This window comes from Streptomyces sp. NPDC005408 (genome assembly GCF_040606445.1).
In the GTDB taxonomy this organism is placed as follows: domain Bacteria; phylum Actinomycetota; class Actinomycetes; order Streptomycetales; family Streptomycetaceae; genus Streptomyces.
The window spans coordinates 95,309-113,378 of the sequence record NZ_JBEXEX010000015.1 but is presented as its reverse complement, the minus strand read 5'-3'; the positions used below and the strand labels follow the sequence as shown (position 1 = coordinate 113,378).

The following is an 18,070-nucleotide window of genomic DNA, read 5'->3' as shown; positions in this document are numbered from 1 at the left end:
CCTCGTGCCGTGAGGCAGGCGAGGGGAGCGCGTCGGGAGGGGTCTGCAGGACTTTCATGAGGCCCTGCTCAGCCGACGCGCTTTCCAAGTACGAGAATTCGGGTGCGCATGGCACTGACCTTCCCCCCGGCGCACTATGAGTGTCAAGTGGGTGGGACGCGCGTCTCATTATTTGAGCCATTGCGGGCGGGAAACGCGCCGCCGGTCAGGACGGGCAGGGCGATCCCGCCGGGCACCGGGAACTCGTCGCGCACCAGGGCACGGCGCAGCCGGTACTCGTCCAGGGCCCCGGAGAACGCCATGCCCTGGCCGTGCGTGCACCCCATCGCGCGCAGGGCCAGCACCTGCTCAGGCACGTCCACGCCGTCCGCCACGGACTGCATGCCGAGATCGCAGGCGATCCGCAGCAGCCCCGCGGTGATCTTGTGCAGCCGGGCGGACTCGACGACGCCCTCCACCAGACCCCTGTCCAGTTTCAGCAGGTCCACGGGGAGCCTGCGCAGCGCGTTGATCGCGGCGTAACCACTGCCGAAGCCGTCCAGCGCGATCCGTACGCCGAGTCTGCGCAGCGCGACCAGGCGCTGCTCCAGATCGTCGAACGAGATCCGCGGATCGCTGTCCGCGAGCTCGATGATCAGCGCCCCCGAGGCCAGCCCGTGCCGGGTGAGCAGGGCCTCGATGGAGCCGTGCGGCAAGGACTTGTCCAGCAGCCTGCGGGCCGAGAGCCGGACCGAGACGGGCACGTCATGGCCCAGCCTGCCGCGCTCGGCGGCCTGCTCCACGGCTTCCTCCAGCAGCCAGCGGCCGAGCTCGGCGGTACGGGTGCCTTCCTGGGTGTCCGTGGCGTCGGCGACCCGCAGGAACTCGGCCGGGGTGAACAGGATGCCCTGGGCGGAGCGCCAGCGGGCCTGGGCGGCCACGGCGGCGACCCGGCCGGTGGCGAGGCTCACCACGGGCTGATGGAGGAGCGCGAACTCACCTTCGTGCAGAGCGCTGCGCAGCCGGGCGGCCAGCTCGGAGCGGCGTACCACCTCGGCCTGCATCTGCGGCGCGTACAGCTCGACGCGGTCCTTGCCCGCGGCCTTCGCGCGGTACATGGCGAGGTCGGCGTTGCGCATCAGATCGGTGGGCGTGATGCCCGGCTCGGCGAAGGCCACCCCGATGGAGGCGGCCACGCGCACTTCGCTGCCGTCGATGCGGTACGGCTGGGAGAGGGTCAGGCGAAGCCGGTCGGCGATCTCCGTGACCTGGTACTCGCGGGCGGACTGGTCGCGTGAGCCGTCGCCGATGATGAGGGCCGCGAACTCGTCGCCGCCGAGGCGGGCGGCGGTGTCCCCGGTCCGTACCGAATCCTGGAGGCGGCGGGCCGCCTGGATCAGCAGCTCGTCGCCCGCCTGGTGGCCCAGGCGGTCGTTGACCCCCTTGAAGCCGTCGAGGTCGATGAAGAGCACGGCGGTGCCGGAGTCGCCCGCGCGGCGGCCGGTCAGCGCCTGGCGGACGCGCTCGGTGAACAGGGCGCGGTTGGGCAGGTCGGTGAGCGGGTCGTGTTCGGCGTTGTGCTGCAACTGCGCCTGGAGACGGACCCGTTCGGTGACATCACGGCTGTTGAAGATCAGGCCGCCCTGGTGGCGGTTGACCGTGGACTCCACATTGAGCCAGTCGCCGGTGCCGGACCTGAAGCGGCACTCGATGCGGGTGGTGGGCTCCTCCGCCGGAGGAGCCGCCAGAAACCGGCGCACCTCATGGACCACCCTGCCGAGGTCCTCGGGGTGGATGAGGGAGGCCAGCTCGGAGCCGATGAGCTCCTCCGCCTCGCGGCCGTAGACACCGGAGGCGGCCGGACTGACATAGCGCAGTATCCCGGTCGGCGCGGCGATCATGATGACATCGCTCGACCCCTGCACCAGCGAGCGGAAGTGGTTCTCCTTCTGCGCCAGTTCATGGGTGAGGGCGATGTTGTCGAGGAGCATGATGCCCTGGCGGACGACGAGGGCCAGCACGACGGTGCAGCCGGTGAGGACGACGACCCGGTCCACACGGCGGCCCTCGATCACGTTGTAGAGGATCCCGAGCGTGCATACCGCGGCCGCGAGATACGGCGTGAGGGCGGCCAGCGAGCCCGCGACGGGGCGGCTGGGATGGCGCGGGCCGCGCGGTGCCCGCGTGGGCTCGACCGTACGGCGTGCACCCCAGGGGGCGTACGCGAGCAGCAGCGAACCGGCGAACCACCCCGCGTCCAGGAGCTGGCCAGAGCGGTAGCTCTCGCGCAGCAGCGGCGAGGTGAACAGGGCGTCGCACAGGACGGTCAGCGCGAGCGCGGCGATGGCGGTGTTGACGGCGGAACGGTTGGTGGACGAGCGCCGGAAGTGCAGCGCGAGCACCATGCTGACCAGCACGATGTCGAGCAGCGGATAGGCGAGCGCGAGGGCGGCAGGGGCCACGCTCTCGCCCTGCACGTGCGCGGTATGCGCCAGCGCGAGGCTCCAGGACAGCGTGAGGAGTGAGCCGCCGATCAGCCAGGCGTCCAGCGCGAGACAGACCCAGCCGGCCCGGGTGACCGGGCGCTTGGCCAGGACGAGGAGGCCGACGATGGCGGGCGGCGCGAAGCAGAGGAAGAACAGATCGGCGACGGACGGGCTCGGCACCTCACGGTCCAGCACGACCTCGTACCACCCCCAGACGGCATTCCCGCCGGAGGCCATCGCGGAGGAGAGCGCGAACAGCAGCCAGGCGGGCCGAAAACGGCTTTGCCTCGCGCGGGCGTAGAGGAAGCAGGAGACGGCGGCGATCAGGGCTGCCGCGCTCAGCCCGAAGTCGCCCATGACCAGGGCGACTTCGTGCGAGCCCCAGTCGAGTGCCGCGCCCACGCCGTACGCGGCGCAGACGCCGGCGAGGAGGAGTTGGGAGCGCAGCCCCGTGCCGCCGCCGGGGAGCACCTGCCGGGCCAGGAGCGCAGCCGGGGCGCTCACCGGGCTGCCCCGGGGAGCACCGCCGTCGGCCTGGCCGTCGCCGGACCGCGTCTCCGCTTCGCAGCACGCGAGGGTCGCCGTCGGCGGTCCTGCCGCGTCGGATCGTTCGTCCATTGGCCGTGCATCGCCCGTACGCCCCCCTCGAAGTCTGATCGGCAGTCAGGTCGCGTTGCAGCACCGCCCCTTGCCCGGTGCAGCCCCCAAGTCGGGACGATACACCAGGATGGTCACTCAGGGACATAGCCCCTCTACTCTCCGTGACGATCAGTGGCACGGACGGCACGCGGCGCATCCGGGTGACTTCACAGAGTGCCCGACCGTGACTTCACAGAGTGCCCGAAACGGACGGGCCGGGCAGCTATTCCGTCGTGAACACCACGTTGCGAACGGGCTCGCCCGCGGCGAATCGGGTGAGTTGTCCGGCGAGCAGCCGCTTGGCGCGCGGCATGAAAGCCGAGGTGGAGCCGCCCACGTGGGGGCTGATGAGCACGCCGGGGGCGTGCCACAGGGGGTGTCCGGCGGGCAGCGGCTCGGGGTCGGTGACATCCAGCGCGGCGGTGATACGTCCGCTCTCCACCTCGGCGAGCAGCGCCTTGGTGTCGACGACCGGGCCCCGCGCGACGTTGACCAGCAGCGCGCCGTCCTTCATCCGGGCCAGGAAGCCCGCGTTCGCGAGGCCCTTCGTCTGCTCGGTGAGGGGGGTGGAAAGGATCACAATGTCCGCTTCCGGGAGCAGAACGGGCAGATCGGTGAGTGCGCGCACTTCGCCGCGCTCCGTGGTGCGGCCGGAGCGCGCGACGCGCGCCACCCGCGCGCACTCGAACGGCGCGAGCCGGTCCTCGATCGCGGCGCCGATCGATCCGTAGCCGACGATGAGCACCGACTTGTCGGCGAGCGCCGGATAGAAGCCCGCGCGCCATTCCTCCTTGTCCTGGCCGCGTACGAAACCGGGGAAACCGCGCAGGGAGGCGAGGATCAGGGCCAGGGTGAGCTCGGCCGTCGACGCTTCATGTACGCCCTTGGCATTGCACAGGCGTACGCCGGAGGGCAGCGAGCCGAGTCCCGGCTCCACATGGTCTATCCCGGCGGACAGGGTCTGGACGACGCGCACGGACGTCATCGCGGCGAGCGGGCGGACCGCGATCTCCATGCCCTTCATGTACGGGACGGCGTAGAAGACACAGTCGGCGGGATCGGTGGGAAAGTCCGCGCCCCCGTCCCAGAAGAGGTAATTGAGGCCCGAGTCGGAGGGGTCGGGAAGCCCCTCGATCTCGTCGGCCGGAATCGGTAGCCACACGTCTGCAGTCATGGTCAGGAGGCTATGCGAAGGACGCCGAACGGCATTGGTTAGTTTGGTCAGCGGCCAAGGGAGGGGTACGGGCAGTTGGAGCGCAGGACAATCGGTGCGGCGGCGCTCGAAGTGGGCGCGATCGGGCTCGGCTGTATGCCGATGAGCTGGGCTTACACCAGCTCTCAGCAGCGCGGGGACCGCTCGCTGCGTACGGTGCACGCCGCGCTCGACGCCGGCTCCAGCCTGCTGGACACAGCCGATATGTATGGGCCCTTCACCAATGAACTGCTGATCGGCCGGGTGCTCAAGGAGCGGCGCCGGGACGGGTTCGTATCGACGAAGGTCGGACTGCTCGTCGGCGATCAGCACGTGGTGGCCAATGGGCGGCCGGGGTATGTGAAGCGGGCCTGCGACGCCTCGCTGCGGCGGCTTCAGACGGATGTGATCGACCTCTATCAGCTGCACCGGGCGGATCCGGAGGTTCCGGTCGAGGAGACCTGGGGCGCGATGGCGGAACTGGTGAGCGCCGGGAAGGTGCGGGCGCTGGGGCTTTGCGCGGTGGGGGCGCGAGCGGCACGGCGCGGTCGGGCCGGTCTGTACGACGGAACGATCCGGCAGCTCGAACGAGTGCAGCAGGTGTTCCCGGTGAGCGCCGTGCAGGCGGAGCTCTCGGTGTGGTCGCCCGAGGCACTTGAGCGGCTGCTGCCGTGGTGCGAGGCCCGGGGTGTGGGCTTCCTGGCCGCCATGCCGCTGGGCAACGGCTTCCTGTCCGGCACACTCACGCCGGGCCAGGGCTTCGAGCCGGACGACATGCGGGCGCGGCATCCTCGGTTCACGGCCGAGATGATGGCGGCGAACCAGCCGGTGGTGGCGGGCCTGCGGCGGATCGCGGAACGGCACGGCGGGGAGACGACGCCGGCGCAGGTGGCGCTGGCGTGGGTGCTGGGACGGGGCCGGCATGTGGTGGCGGTGCCGGGGGCGAAGCGCGAGGAGTGGGCACTGGAGAACGCGGGGGCGGCGGGGCTGGAGCTGACCGGGCGGGATGTGGCTGAGATAGCGGGACTGCCGGGGGCGAGGGGATCCTGGGACTGAGTGCACCGCAATGTTCCGGTGATCGGGAACCTGCGCGGCGTCTGCGGTGTAAGAACAGTAGTCAGGCAGCTCAAGCAGCCGTCGAAGGGATCAGAACTGTGCAACGTCCTGCTGTGACGGCCGTGTTGGCCACTGCCGTGCTTCTGCTCGTAGCCGGGTGCTCGTCCGGTGACGACAAGACGCCGGCGGGTCGGACGGGGTCGGCCTCGGCCCCGGCCGCCTCCTCGTCCGGAGCGGTCGGCTCGCCAAGCCCCACGGGCCCGCCCGCAAAGGGTTCGGTGAAGGTGGTGTCCACCCTGACCGAGGGCCTGAAGTCGCCATGGGGCGTCGCCGCGCTGCCCGAGGGCGATCTGCTCGTCGCCTCGCGCGACGAGGGGACGATCACCCGGGTCGACGTCGAGACCGGCAAGAAGACCCAGATCGGCTCGGTGCCAGGGGTCTCACCGGGCGGCGAGGGCGGGCTGCTGGGGCTGGCCGTCTCCCCGTCGTTCGCCTCGGACCACCAGGTGTACGCGTACTTCACCACCGCGTCGGACAACCGCATCGCCCGCATGCTGTACGACGACCAGAAACCGGCCGATCAGCAACTGGGCGCGCCGGACACGATCTTGAGGGGCATCCCCAAGGGCAGCATCCACAACGGCGGGCGGATCGCGTTCGGCCCGGACAAGATGCTCTACGCGGGGACGGGCGAGACAGGTGACGGGGGGCTCGCCCAGGACAAGAAGTCGCTGGGCGGCAAGATCCTGCGGATGACCCCGGACGGCCAGCCGGTGCACGGCAATCCCGAGGCCGATTCCATCGTCTACTCCTGGGGTCACCGCAATGTGCAGGGACTCGCCTGGGACTCCGACAAGCGCCTGTGGGCAGCGGAGTTCGGGCAGAACACCTGGGACGAGCTCAATCTGATCGAGCCGGGCAAGAACTACGGCTGGCCGGAGGTGGAGGGCAAGGGCGGCAAGCCCGGCTTCGTGGACCCGGTGGCCCAGTGGAGGACGGCGGACGCGTCACCGAGCGGCATCGCGTACGCCGAGGGCTCGATCTGGATGGCATCGCTGAGGGGCGAGCGGCTCTGGCGCATCCCGCTGGCGGGCGCGGAACCTTCGGCGCAGCCCCAGTCGTTCCTGAACGGGAAGTACGGCCGACTGCGCACGGTTCTCTCGGCGGGTGGCGCGAAGCTCTGGCTCGTGACGAGCGAGACGGACACCCGGGGCACACCCGAGCCGGGGGACGACAAGATCCTCCAGCTGGAGGTGAAGTAGGAGGTGAACGGCTTGTGTTCAACGTCTTCGAGGAGTTCTTCGCACCGGGCCGCAAGCACACCGAGGAGGAACACAACCGCCTGGCGCTGACGCGTTTCGACATCGGCGACAGTGACCCTGCCCGCGGCCCGATAGACCTGACCTCGGGCAAGGTGACGATGCGGCCCCGGAAGCCCGACGGTGCGTCTGGGCCCGCCCCTGGCCCAGGGGACCGCCCGGCCGCCTGACGGCGGGTTCGGCCCGTCCGCCGGCGGGGCTGTACTTCAGCGTCCGGCGTTTGAGGACACGCCCGAACGGCGTCCGGGGTCCGGGGCGGAGCCCCGGTTACGGGAAGGGGCGGGGTGGGGGAAAGCACCGCAGGCACCCGGCAGGCGGCACCCAGGCGCAAGGCGTGCGCCCGGAGGCGTATCCCGCCCCCACCCCCGCCCCCCAACCGTCACGCCGAAGCCGCCGGGCTCGGCTCCCCCGCCGACGGGAAGAGGCGCAAGCGGTGCGCCAGCGCCGCCGCCTCGCCGCGGCCCGAGACACCCAGCTTGGCCAGGATGTTGGAGACATGGACGCTCGCCGTCTTCGGCGAGATGAAGAGCTCCTCGGCGATCTGCCGGTTGCTGCGGCCCACCGCGACGAGGCGCAGGACGTCCTCCTCGCGCCGCGTCAGCCCCAGCGCCGGCCCCGGCGGCAACGCGGCGGCCGGCGGGGACGGCTCGTCCGTGAGGGAGACACGGGCCCGCTGGGCGAGCAGGGCGATGTCCTCGGACAGCGGGCGCGCCCCGAGCGAGCGGGCCGTCGCCGCAGCCCGGCGAAGCAGATCCGTGGCCTTCACGCGGTCCGACTGCAGCAGCGCTTCCGCCCAGCGGTGGCGGACCTGCGCCAGGTCGTAAGGCCGCTCCAGCGCCTCGAAGGCCGTCGCCGCCTCGGCCCAGTCGGCGGCCGTGTCCTCGCCGGCGGCGCGCAGCAGTTCCGCACGGGTCCAGCGCTCGTGGGCGATCCACAGGGGCACCGCCGTGACCAGGGTCCTGGCCGCCTGGCGGATCCGGTCCAGCGCCTCGGCCCGACCGGGCTCCGCGGCGGGCAGCCCCCGTGTGTCCGCCTCCAGCGCCGCCGCGGCCCGCAGCAGCGGCCAGCCGTACCGCTGGGTGCCCGGCGGGAAGCCCGCCGTCGCGGCCCGCTCGAACTCGGCCCGCGCGTCCAGCACATGCCCCTGCGCCGCCGCGATGCTCAGCGTCAGCGTGTGCAGCGGTATGGAGCTCTGCGGCATCGGGTCATGGGGCCCGAAGTGCTTGCGCGCCGCCTCCAGATACGCGGCCGCCTTCCCCGCATCGCCCCGCGCCAGGGCCAGGCCGGCGGATCTGAACGCGGCGTACCCCCGCGGCTTGGGACTCAGCGCGATCCTCGCCGCCCGGTCCGCCGCCTCGGCCGTCTCGTCCCAGCGCCCCAGCGACTGGTACGACTCGGCCAGGTTGTTCAGAACCCACGCCTCGGTGTCCGACAGGCCGTACTTGCGCGAGAGTTCGACACCCTCGGCAAGGATGTCCATCGCATCCCGTGAGCGGCCTATCCCCTCCAGCACGGACGGCAGATTCACATGGGTGCGCCCCACGAGTGAGGGCAGGTCGAGGGCGACGACCCGATCCTTGACCGCGTACATCTGCGCGAGCCCGTCGTCGACATGGCCCGCGTCGACCATGAGGCTGCCGAGGATGAGGCGGGCACGCAGTTCGTTGTCCTCCTTGCCGACCATGCGCGCGTACTCCACGGCGCGCTCGGCGGTCGCGAGGCTCCCCGGCCCGGGATCGTGCACCATGCCCCAGGCCGCTGCCTCAGTGAGCACCTCCGCGTGGACGGCTGTCGGCGGCAGTCCGCGCACCAGTTCCTGCGCTTCCGCGAGCTCCGCCCAGCCGTCGCCGCGGCCCAGCGAGGAGACCAACAGGGAGCGCTGGACGGTGAACCAGGCGGTACGCAGCGGGTCGTCCTCGGCCTGCGCCAGCCGCTGTCCGCGCTTGGTGATCTTCAGCGCGCGTTCGCGTTCACCGCTCAGCCGCCCCGCGACGGACGCCTCCGCCATCAGGTCGAGGAAGCGCAGCGGTGTGGTGGCGGGATCGCAGCCGCAGGGTGGGTACGCCTCCGCGTAGTCGACGGGCCGCAGCGCCGCGCGCACCTCGTCCGGTGCGCCGTCCCAGAGCTCCATCGCCCGCTCCAGCAGCCGCAGTTGCTCGGAGTACGCGTGCCGCCGCCGGGCCTCGACCGAGGCGCCGAGCACGGCGGGAAGGGCCTTCGCGGCGTCGTTCGCCCGGTACCAGTAGCTGGCGAGCCGCGTGGCCCGCTCCTCGTCCCGTACGAGGGAGGGATCGGCCTCCAGCGCCTCGGCGTACCTCCGGTTGAGCCGGGAGCGCTCGCCGGGCAGCAGGTCGTCGCTGACGGCCTCGCGCGCGAGGGAGTGCCGGAAGCGGTAGCCGTCCCCGTCGGGCGTGGCCAGCAGGATGTTCGCGCCGACCGCGGCCCGCAGCGCCTCGATGAGGTCGTCCTCGCCCAGCCGGACGACGGCGAGCAGCAGTCCGTACTCCACGGTCGAGCCGCCCTCGGCGACGATCCGCGCGACGCGCTGGGCGTCCTCGGGTAGTGCCTCGATCCGTACGAGAAGGATGTCGCGCAGGGAGTCCGACAGGCCGGTGAGGCAGTCCCCGGCGATGCTGCAGGCGAGCTCCTCGACGAAGAAGGCGTTGCCGTCCGAGCGCTCGAAAACCCGGTCCACCATGGCCGGTTCGGGCTCGGTGGCCAGGATTCCGGCCATCTGCCGGTGCACCTCGCCGCGGTTGAAACGGGTCAGCTCGATGCGCTGCACGGTGCGCATCCGGTCGAGCTCGGCGAGGAAGGGCCGCAGCGGATGGCGCCGGTGGACATCGTCGGAGCGATAGGTCGCGATCACGACGAGCCGGCCACGGCGCAGTGTGCGGAAGAGATAGGCGAGCAGATGGCGGGTGGAGGCGTCGGCCCAGTGCATGTCCTCCAGGACGAGGACGACCGTGCGGTCCGCGGCGACGCGCTCAAGCAGCCGCGCGGTGAGCTCGAAGAGGCGGGCCATGCTCTCTTCGTCGTGCCGGCTGTGGGCGACCGTGGTCTCCCCCAGCTCGGGCAGCAGCCGCGCCAGTTCGTCCTCCTGCCCGGCCGCGGCCGCCGCCAGCTCCTTGGGCAGCTGACGGTGGAGCGCGCGCAGGGCGGTCGAGAAGGGCGCGAACGGTAGCCCGTCGGCGCCGATCTCGACACAGCCTCCGACTGCGACGACGGCCTGGCTGTGGCACGCCTCGGTGAGCAGCTCCTCGACGAGCCGGGTCTTGCCGACCCCGGCCTCACCGCCGATGAGCAACGCCTGCGGCTCGCCCGCAGTGCCACCGGCGGCGCGGGCGAGCGCATCATTGAGCGCGGTCAGTTCACCGGCGCGGCCGACGAACACCGGGCTGACGGACCTGGTCTCCACGTCGCCGAGCATCGCACAGCCCTCTGACAACGCGGCACCCTTGATCGGTACAACAGTCATCACGCGCGGTCTCGCCACATCACGCGGCGCGCTCGTAGCGGGAACTCTCGTGACTCACCCGGCCCTCCCCGGCGTCCTTGGCGGACCGCCTGGCGGCACGGCGGGCCTTACGCACCTGGCGTGCGAGGCGCTCGGCCTCGGCCTCACGCAGCAGATCGGCCAGCCGCAGCTCGTGCATCTTGTACTCGAACATGTCGTACTCCCTGGTTGCGAGTTGTCTCGGCGTCTTGCGATGCCTCAACTGTCGTTTCCCAGGGGGGTCCGCCACATCGGGAGAGTTCCGCATCTTGGCGGGGGCGGGGTCCTTAGACGCGCCTCGACAGCTGCGCCCGCGCCCTAAGGCCCCTGCCGACGAGGGCCTTAGGCCTCGGGCCGGGGGCTCGTCGCCGTCTCGTAGACGTAGGGAGTGGTGGTGCTCAGCGCGGCGAAGCCGAGCCGCTGCAGGATGGGGCGGCTCTGGCTGGAGGCGTCGACCTGGAGGAAGCGGTAGCCGCTCGCGGCGGCGATACGGGCCCGGTGGGCGATCAGCGCCCGGTAGATGCCGCGGCCCCGCCAGGCGGGCACGGTGCCGCCGCCCCAGAGACTGGCGAACTCGGTGCCCGGGTGCAATTCCATCCGCGCCGCGCACACCGGCAGGTCACCTGCCATTGCGATGACCATGCTGAGCGTGTCCGGGGTCTGGGCCAGCTGCGCGAGCATCTGATCCCTGTACCGCGTGCTGCTCGTGCCGAAGGCCTGCCTCTGCACGTCCGCCATCAGGTCCACGCCCGCCGGGTCGGTCACCGGGTGCAGCTCGATGCCCTCGGGCAGATCGGCGGCGAGGGGCAGATCGGCGATCTCGGCCACCATCAGCGTCTCTTCGGGCTCGGGCGTGAAGCCCGCGGCCTTCAGCCGGGTGCCGAGGTCACCGGGGCGGTCGTACGCGTACAGCTTCCACTCGAAGTCCCGCCCGAGGCCGGTGAAGTACCGCACCTGCTCGGCGATCGCGGCGTCGGCCGTGGCGGTGTCCAGGCCGGACCAGACGACGCCGTTCCAGTCGCCGTCGGCGCCGGCCTGCCGCACCACGTCGCCGTTCCGTTCGCCGCCTTGTGTGTGCTGTCGCATCCGCCGGTCGAACAGGGTGAGCACAGCTTCGTGATCCATCCGCTCATTGCAGCACCGGGCGGATGGACGCACCAACGAGTTTCCGGGGCCCTAGGAGCCGGTGGTGGGCAGCGACAGGAAGAAGTCGAAGTACATACCGGCGGAGACGATCATTCCCAGGACGCCGAGTACGACTCCGGCCACGGCGAAGGCGCGCACCCAGCCCGTCTTCTGCGGCCAGGCGAGCACGGCCACGCCGACGATCAGGGCGAGCAGCGCGAAGATGCCGTTGACCAGGGCGGTGGTGTGCCAGGCGTCGCCGTAGACCGCGGAGATCTGCTGGGCAGGGGTGCCGCCCTGCGAGGTCTTGATCTGGCCGATCAGGGTCTGTCGCTCGGAGGCGACCTTCCCGACCCAGGTGCCGCTGAGGCTTACGACACCGAGACCGGCGGCCACGATGCCCGCGGCGGCGGCTCCGAGGCCGGACGATGCGCGAGGCGTCTCCTCGGCGTCGGCCTCGTCCACGCCCTCGGCATCCGTGGCTTCGGCCTCGGCGTCGGTCCCGACCGGCTCGACGCCCTCGTCCTTCACCGTCTTCGCCTCGGTCGGCTCGGTCGTATCGGTGGTCTCTTCGGTCTCCGTGGGGTTCATGCGCCGCACGCTAGGCCGCCTGTCTGAGAGTCCCCTTAACGACGGGAGGCCTCCGCCGCCCGCAGCTCCCGCCACTCCGGAGCCAGCATCGACCAGACCTCCATGTCGTGCCGTACACCCCGGTACGGATAGGCCTCCCGCAGCACACCGTCCCGTGTCATCCCCAGTCGCTTCGCGACGTTGATGCTCGCCGCGTTCGCGGCGGAGGCCATCCACTCGACGCGGTGCATCCCCCGCTCCAGAACCGCCCAGTCGATCAGCACCCGGATGGCCCGGGTGACCAGACCGCGGCCCGCCCCCGACGGCTCCAGCCAGCAGCCGACCTCGCAGTACTCCAGAGCCGTGTCGAAGACCCGGAAGAGCACCCCTCCGACGAGGGTTCCGTCCAGCCAGATCCCGTAGATCCGCCCGCCGTCCGCGGCCTGCTTCTCCGCGTACGACTGCAGGAAGCCGCGCGCCGACTCGAGATCGTGCGCGGCCGCGGCGAGCCCGATGTACTGGCCGATGAACTCCCGTCCGCGGTCGATGTGGGCGAGGAACTCCTCGGCCCGCCACGGCTCAAGGGGGCGCAGTTCGGCTCCGTCGTCGCCCAGGGATATCGCGAACATCGTTGTCCTCCGGCCCGTTTACGCCTCTACGGCACGAGCTGTCCGTCCTCGCTCGCGCGCTGCCCAGGGATCTTCGCATGCACACGGCACTCGGGCGGTTCGATGCTGATACGCGGCAGCCGGCGGTCGAGCCAGCGCGGCAGCCACCAGTTCGCGCCGCCCAGCATGTGCATGAGCGCGGGAACCAGGAGCGTACGCAGCACGAACGCGTCCAGCGCGACCGCCGCCGCGAGCGCTATGCCGAACATCGCGATGACCCGGTCGCCGCTGAGGACGAAGGCGAGGAAGACCGAGATCATGATCACGGCCGCGGAGTTGATCACGCGGCTGGTCTCGGCGAGCCCGACCCGTACCGCCCGGCGGTTGTCGCCGGTCTCCAGCCACTCCTCGTACATCCTGCTGACCAGGAACACCTGGTAGTCCATGGAGAGCCCGAAGAGCACCGAGACCATGATGACCGGCAGGAAGGGCTCGATCGGGCCCGCCCTGCCGAGTCCGAGCAGTTCGCTGCCCCAGCCCCACTGGAAGATCGCGACGACGATCCCGAAGGAGGAGGCGACGGCGGCCACGTTCATCAGGGCGGCCTTGAGCGGGATGCCGATCGAGCGGAAGGCGAGCAGCAGTAGCAGACAGCCGAGGGCGATGACGACGCCGACGAAGAGGGGGAGTTTGCCCACGATGATCTCGGCGAAGTCGTCGTAGCTCGCCGTCACGCCGCCGACATGGACCTGGAGGGATGTTCCGTCCGACGCGGAGGGCAGGACGTCGTCGCGCAGCCGGTCGACGAGTTCGCTGGTCGCCTTCGACTGTGGGGCCGAGTCCGGTACGACGGTGAGCACCGCCGTGTCGCCGCTGCCGTTGTACGTCACCGGGCCGACGGATTCGATGGCGTTGGCGCCGCGCAGGGCGTCGGGCAGTTTGTCCATCGCCAGCCGGTCGTCCGCGCCGTCGAGGTGGGCGACGAGGGTGAGGGGTCCGTTGACGCCGGGCCCGAAGCCCTCGGCGAGCCGGTCGTACGCCTGGCGGGTGGTGGAGGTGGAGGGGCCGTTGCCCTGGTCGGACGTGCCGAGGTGGAGCGAGAACGTCGGCAGGGCCAGCACCAGCATGACCACCGCGGCGACTGCTCCGAGCAGTTTGGGATGGCGCTCGACGAAGGCGGACCAGCGGGCGGCGAAGCCGGTCGGCAGCTCGGGCCGCGGGCCGTGTTCGACGAGCCGGCGCCGTTCGCGCCCGCTGAGCGCCCGCATGCCGATGAAGGACAGCAGCGCGGGCAGCAGGGTCACGGACGCCGCCACGGTGAGGACGACGGTCAGACAGGCCGCGATCGCGACGCCGTTGAGGAAGCTGAGCCGCAGGATGAGCATGCCGAGCAGCGCGATGCACACGGTGGCACCTGCGAAGACGACCGCGCGGCCGGTGGTGGCGACGGCCTCCCGGGCCGCTTGGGCCACCGGCAGTCCGCGTCGCAGCCCCTTGCGGTGTCTGGTCACGATGAACAGCGCGTAGTCGATGCCGACGCCGAGCCCGATCAGCATGCCGAGCATCGGCGCGAAGTCGGCGACGGTCATCACGTGTCCGAGCAGCACGATGCCCGCAAAGGCGGTGCCGACGGAGACCAGCGCGGTGGCGATGGGGAGCAGGCTGGCGGCGAGCGAGCCGAAGGCGAGGAAGAGGACGACGGCGGCGACGACCACGCCGACGATCTCGGCCACATGCCCACTCGACCCCTCGCTCAGCGCTATGGCGCTGCCCCCCAGCTCGACCTGGAGCACATCGGTCTCGGCGGCCTTCGCGGTGGCGACGACCGCCTCGGCCTGCGCCTTGGGGATGGTGTCGGCCTGCTGGTCGAAGGTGACGGTGGCGTAGGCGGTGTGCCCGTCCCCGCTGGTCTGGCCGATGCCTTCGTTGCCGTACGGGCTGGTGACGGAGGCGACCCCGTCGAGCTTGGCGACCTTGTCGAGCATCTGGGAGACGGGCTGCCGGACGCCTTCGGCGCGGACGCTGCCGGTGTCCGTGTGCCAGACGATGGTGTCGCTGTCGCCGCCCTGGCCGTGGAAGCCTTCCTGCAGGAGGGCGGTGGCACGGCCGGACTCGGTGCCCGGGACTTCGTAGTCGTTGGAGTAGGCGGTGCCCGCGACGCCCGCGGCGGCTGCGATGCCGACGAAAGCGAGAAGCCAGAGAGCGACGGCTACGAGTCGGTGCGTGACGCACCACCGGGCGATTGCTGCCAACGGACTTGCTCCCTGGGTGGTTCGTGGATCTTTGATCGGGAACAGCCCGCAAAGAACTCATGACCTACGAAACCTACGAAGGGACACTCTCGCAGCAGAACGTGATCCTTTGCCCCTTTCGTGGCCTTCCTCACAGCAGTGAACGGGGGCCCGGATTCAGCTCCCGGACCCCCGTTCACCTGCGGTCTCGTAGATCTTCCGTCAGCCTGAGACGCTCGCTCGCCCGTTCTCTATGTGACCCATCAAACGGCGACGGAAGCCGGCTTCGCGGTCAGCGGTCACCTCGATGTCGTACCAGCCGTGCGCATCGGCGGCCGAGTGGACGACGCTGCGGCTGCGGCCCGGCTTCACCGTGACGGTCCGGGTCCAGTCCTCGAGGTCGGCCTCGTCGACGTAGGCGAGCGGCCGGATCGTGAAGGTGACCGGCTTGCTGCTCCCGTTGCGCAGGGTGAGGTGGAGATCGCGGTCGCGGTGGTCGACGGCCGAGGAGACCGCGGCTCCGCCACCCACGCTGCCCGCGAACTCACGGCGGAAACCGTTCGGCCCGGTGATCGTGAAGCGGTAGGCGTCCTGGGTAAGGGGTACCGACCACTGCGCCCTGCCCCTTACGTCCTTGTGCTGCGGCAGGGGGAACTCACCGGCATACGGATAGAGCGCGAAGTGCGCGCTCGACCGGCCGCTGTTGCTGAGGGCGACCGTGAAGACCTTGCCGCCGCCCGTGACCTTGCCGTGCGCGTCGGCCTGGTACGGCAGCGGCCGCGCGGGCCTGGTCCCCTCCTCCTGTACGGGCATGTGCTGCACCAGCGGCGGCAGGGGCCGCCAGCGCCCGGTGAACGGCGGGATCGCACCCGGCTGGTCCACATCGGGCTGCGGCCGGCCACGCCGGAAGTCGAAGGCAGAGGTCAGATCGCCGGTGACGGCGCGCCGCCAGGGGCTGATATTGGGCTCCTCGATGCCGGTCCACTTCTCCAGGAGCCTGATCACGGAGGTGTGGTCGAAGACCTCGGAGCAGACATGGCCGCCGACCGACCAGGGCGAGACGACCAGCATCGGCACGCGGGCGCCGAGCCCGGTGGGCTTGCCGTCCCACTGCTCGTCGGTGACCTCGGGCGGCGCGACCGGCGGCGGGACATGGTCGAAGAAGCCGTCGTTCTCGTCGTAGTTGATCAGGACGACGGTGTGCCGCCAGACGTCGGGGTGCGAGCCGAGGGCGTCGAGCACCTTGTAGACGATCGTCGCACTGTGGATGGGCGAGGAGACGCTCGGATGCTCGGAGTCGATCGCGGAGGGAACCAGGTAGGAGACCGCGGGCAGCGTCCCCGCCGCAACGTCCTTGGCGAACTCCGCGGCGAGCGTGCCGGTGGGCACACGCCGCAGCCCGCGCTCGAACAGGCTTCGCTCGGCCGTGGTGAGCCCGGCGACCCCTTCCTCGAGCAGGCCGAGCAGGCGGTCGCGCTCGGTGGTGTCCTGGGTGTCACGGACGGCCGCGTAGAACGACTCCATGAACGTGTGGCCGCCGGTCCTGGCCAGCGCCTTGCGGGCGATCGCCTTGAAGGTGGTGAAGAACTCGATCTGGTTGTCGGTGAAGTTCTCCCACTCGGTGTACGTCTTCCAGCTCCGCCCGGCCTTCTCCAGCCGCTCCGCGTAGGTGCCCCAGTCGTAGCCGGGATGGGTGCCCTCGTCGTAGGCGTCGTTGCCGACGGCCCGCTTGCCGTTCGCCTCGAAGCCGGTCTTCCCGCTCCACAGGTGGTTGCGGTTCGGGCTCGTCGACGTATGGATCGAGGAGTGATACGCGTCGCAGATGGTGAAGGTGTCCGCGAGCTCGTAGTGCAGCGGAATGTCCCGGCGGTCGTAGTACGCCATGGTGGCGGCCGACTTGGCGGACACCCAGTTGTTCATCCAGCCGCCGGCCCAGGCCTTGGCTCCGCCGCTCCAGGAGTGGTCCAGGGCGCCGATGTACTGGAGGTCCTTCTTCTGCGTCTCGGCGGCTCCCCGGACGGGGAAGGGCAGCACAGTGCTGCCGAGCGGTCCTGGCTGCTCGAAGACGGGCCTGCCGGAGGGGAGTTCGACGGCGTTGCGGTCACCGAAGCCGCGCACACCGCGCAGGGTGCCGAAGTAGTGGTCGAAGGACCGGTTCTCCTGCATGAGGATCACGACGTGCTTGACGGCGTGCAGTCCGCCCGGCGCGGGCTCGGCGGCGAGCGCGGCCTGGAGGGACGGGGGCAGCAGCGACCCGGCCGCCGCGGCGCCGAGTGCGCCTCCCCCGAGTGCGAGCAGACGCCGCCGTGACATGTCCGTGGTCAAATGATCCTCCCGATTCCGCTGTTACCGCCCGGAACGTAGTGAGGGCGGATGACATGAGGAAGTCCCAGGGACGGCGCATCGGTGAACGTCCAAGAATCCGTGAGAAGAGTCCAAGCCGCGCGGTCCCGGGCCGCGGCCGATTTCTGGCCTGGACATGACAGTCACCCCTCGCTACGTTGCCGCTAGGTCTAGACCAAGCCTGGCGCGGATGAAGGAGTGATCGCATGTTGAGGACACGCATCAAGGCGCTGTGCGCCGCGGCTGCGACGGCCGCACTGGTGGGCGGGCTCGCGGTCGCCGAGCCCGTCCATGCGACGGCGTCCGGCACATCCGCGGCTCGCGCCCTGCCGGCCGGTGTGTTCTTCCAGGACACCGGCACGGTCGAAGGCTGGGCCAACTACCCGCAGAAGCCCCAGAAGAAAGGCGTTCTACGGAACGTCGGCAGCCCCGTCTACAAGGGCGGGTCCGCGATCGAGGCGAAGCAGACCTACCTCGACGAAGGCGGCGGCTACCACTCCGAGACGGTCCAGTCCGGCACACAGGTCGTCGGCCAGGACCGCTATTACGGCCAGGCGGTCTACGTCGCGCCCAACTGGCAGTTCCACAACCAGAACGTGACGTTCCAGCAGTGGTCGCCGGAGAATCCCTCCGGCCCCTGGGAGCTCATGTTCATCCAGAACGACGAGCTGAGGTACGGAGGTTCGGGCGGCTTCAGCGGGACGATCGGCAAGATCACGAGCCTGCGCGGCACCTGGATCCGTATCGTCACCCGGCTGAAGTTCTCGGAGACGAACGGCGCGATCGAGATCTGGGTCAACGGCACGAAGAAGGTGAGCAGGACGGGCGTCAAGGTCCTGCCGAAGACGTCGAACTCGATCCGGTGGTCGTCGGGGATCTACTGCACCGGCTGGCGCGAGAGCCGGCCCACCGGGCCCAGGGTGCTCTCGGTCTTCCACGACCATGCCCGGATCGCGTCCTCCTACGCCCTCGCCGAGCCCGCCAACTGGTGACGGCGGCCGACCGCTGGGCGTTACCGGCCGTTAC

At 70.7% G+C, this 18,070-nt stretch carries 13 protein-coding genes; 4 read left to right on the top strand and 9 right to left on the bottom strand.

Annotated features, from left to right (window positions below):
* Positions 1-143: 143 nt before the first annotated feature.
* A complete protein-coding gene (locus ABZS64_RS16955; RefSeq protein ID WP_355829641.1) occupies positions 144-2,969 on the bottom strand; it encodes an EAL domain-containing protein in 2,826 nt (941 codons plus the stop codon).
* 358 nt (positions 2,970-3,327) lie between these two features.
* Complete coding sequence (locus ABZS64_RS16950) at positions 3,328-4,278, bottom strand: 2-hydroxyacid dehydrogenase (RefSeq protein ID WP_355829519.1); 951 nt, start codon at positions 4,276-4,278, stop codon at positions 3,328-3,330.
* A gap of 75 nt (positions 4,279-4,353) precedes the next feature.
* Here ABZS64_RS16950 and ABZS64_RS16945 point away from each other — a divergent pair, with 75 nt between their 5' ends.
* The 3 genes from ABZS64_RS16945 (at position 4,354) to ABZS64_RS16935 (ending at position 6,841) form a co-directional block, all read left to right on the top strand.
* On the top strand, positions 4,354-5,352 hold the full coding sequence (locus ABZS64_RS16945) for an aldo/keto reductase (protein ID WP_355829517.1): 999 nt from the start codon (positions 4,354-4,356) through the stop codon (positions 5,350-5,352).
* Positions 5,353-5,465: 113 nt separating this feature from the next.
* A complete protein-coding gene (locus ABZS64_RS16940; protein WP_355829514.1) occupies positions 5,466-6,614 on the top strand; it encodes a PQQ-dependent sugar dehydrogenase in 1,149 nt (382 codons plus the stop codon).
* Between the two features lie 14 nt (positions 6,615-6,628).
* Positions 6,629-6,841 carry a DUF6191 domain-containing protein gene (locus ABZS64_RS16935; RefSeq protein ID WP_355829511.1) on the top strand — a complete coding sequence of 71 codons (213 nt, stop codon included), beginning with the start codon at positions 6,629-6,631 and terminating at the stop codon, positions 6,839-6,841.
* Between the two features lie 209 nt (positions 6,842-7,050).
* Here ABZS64_RS16935 and ABZS64_RS16930 read toward each other — a convergent pair whose 3' ends face one another.
* The 7 genes from ABZS64_RS16930 to ABZS64_RS16900 form a co-directional block, all read right to left on the bottom strand.
* A complete protein-coding gene (locus ABZS64_RS16930; RefSeq protein ID WP_355829509.1) occupies positions 7,051-10,149 on the bottom strand; it encodes an AAA family ATPase in 3,099 nt (1,032 codons plus the stop codon).
* A gap of 19 nt (positions 10,150-10,168) precedes the next feature.
* Positions 10,169-10,342 (bottom strand): hypothetical protein, encoded by a 174-nt coding sequence (locus tag ABZS64_RS16925; RefSeq protein WP_355829506.1) that lies wholly within the window; start codon positions 10,340-10,342, stop codon positions 10,169-10,171.
* A gap of 167 nt (positions 10,343-10,509) precedes the next feature.
* Positions 10,510-11,292 (bottom strand): GNAT family N-acetyltransferase, encoded by a 783-nt coding sequence (locus ABZS64_RS16920; RefSeq protein WP_355829503.1) that lies wholly within the window; start codon positions 11,290-11,292, stop codon positions 10,510-10,512.
* 51 nt (positions 11,293-11,343) lie between these two features.
* A complete protein-coding gene (locus tag ABZS64_RS16915) occupies positions 11,344-11,892 on the bottom strand; it encodes a hypothetical protein (RefSeq protein ID WP_355829500.1) in 549 nt (182 codons plus the stop codon).
* A 26-nt stretch (positions 11,893-11,918) separates the two neighbouring features.
* The gene (locus ABZS64_RS16910) at positions 11,919-12,491 is read right to left on the bottom strand and encodes a GNAT family protein (RefSeq protein ID WP_355829498.1); all 573 of its coding nucleotides are present in this window, start codon (positions 12,489-12,491) and stop codon (positions 11,919-11,921) included.
* Positions 12,492-12,517: 26 nt separating this feature from the next.
* Positions 12,518-14,722 (bottom strand): MMPL family transporter, encoded by a 2,205-nt coding sequence (locus ABZS64_RS16905; protein ID WP_355829495.1) that lies wholly within the window; start codon positions 14,720-14,722, stop codon positions 12,518-12,520.
* Positions 14,723-14,923: 201 nt separating this feature from the next.
* A complete protein-coding gene (locus tag ABZS64_RS16900; RefSeq protein ID WP_355829492.1) occupies positions 14,924-17,026 on the bottom strand; it encodes a phosphocholine-specific phospholipase C in 2,103 nt (700 codons plus the stop codon).
* 224 nt (positions 17,027-17,250) lie between these two features.
* Here ABZS64_RS16900 and ABZS64_RS16895 point away from each other — a divergent pair, with 224 nt between their 5' ends.
* On the top strand, positions 17,251-18,036 hold the full coding sequence (locus ABZS64_RS16895) for a heparin lyase I family protein (protein ID WP_355829489.1): 786 nt from the start codon (positions 17,251-17,253) through the stop codon (positions 18,034-18,036).
* Positions 18,037-18,070: the final 34 nt, after the last annotated feature.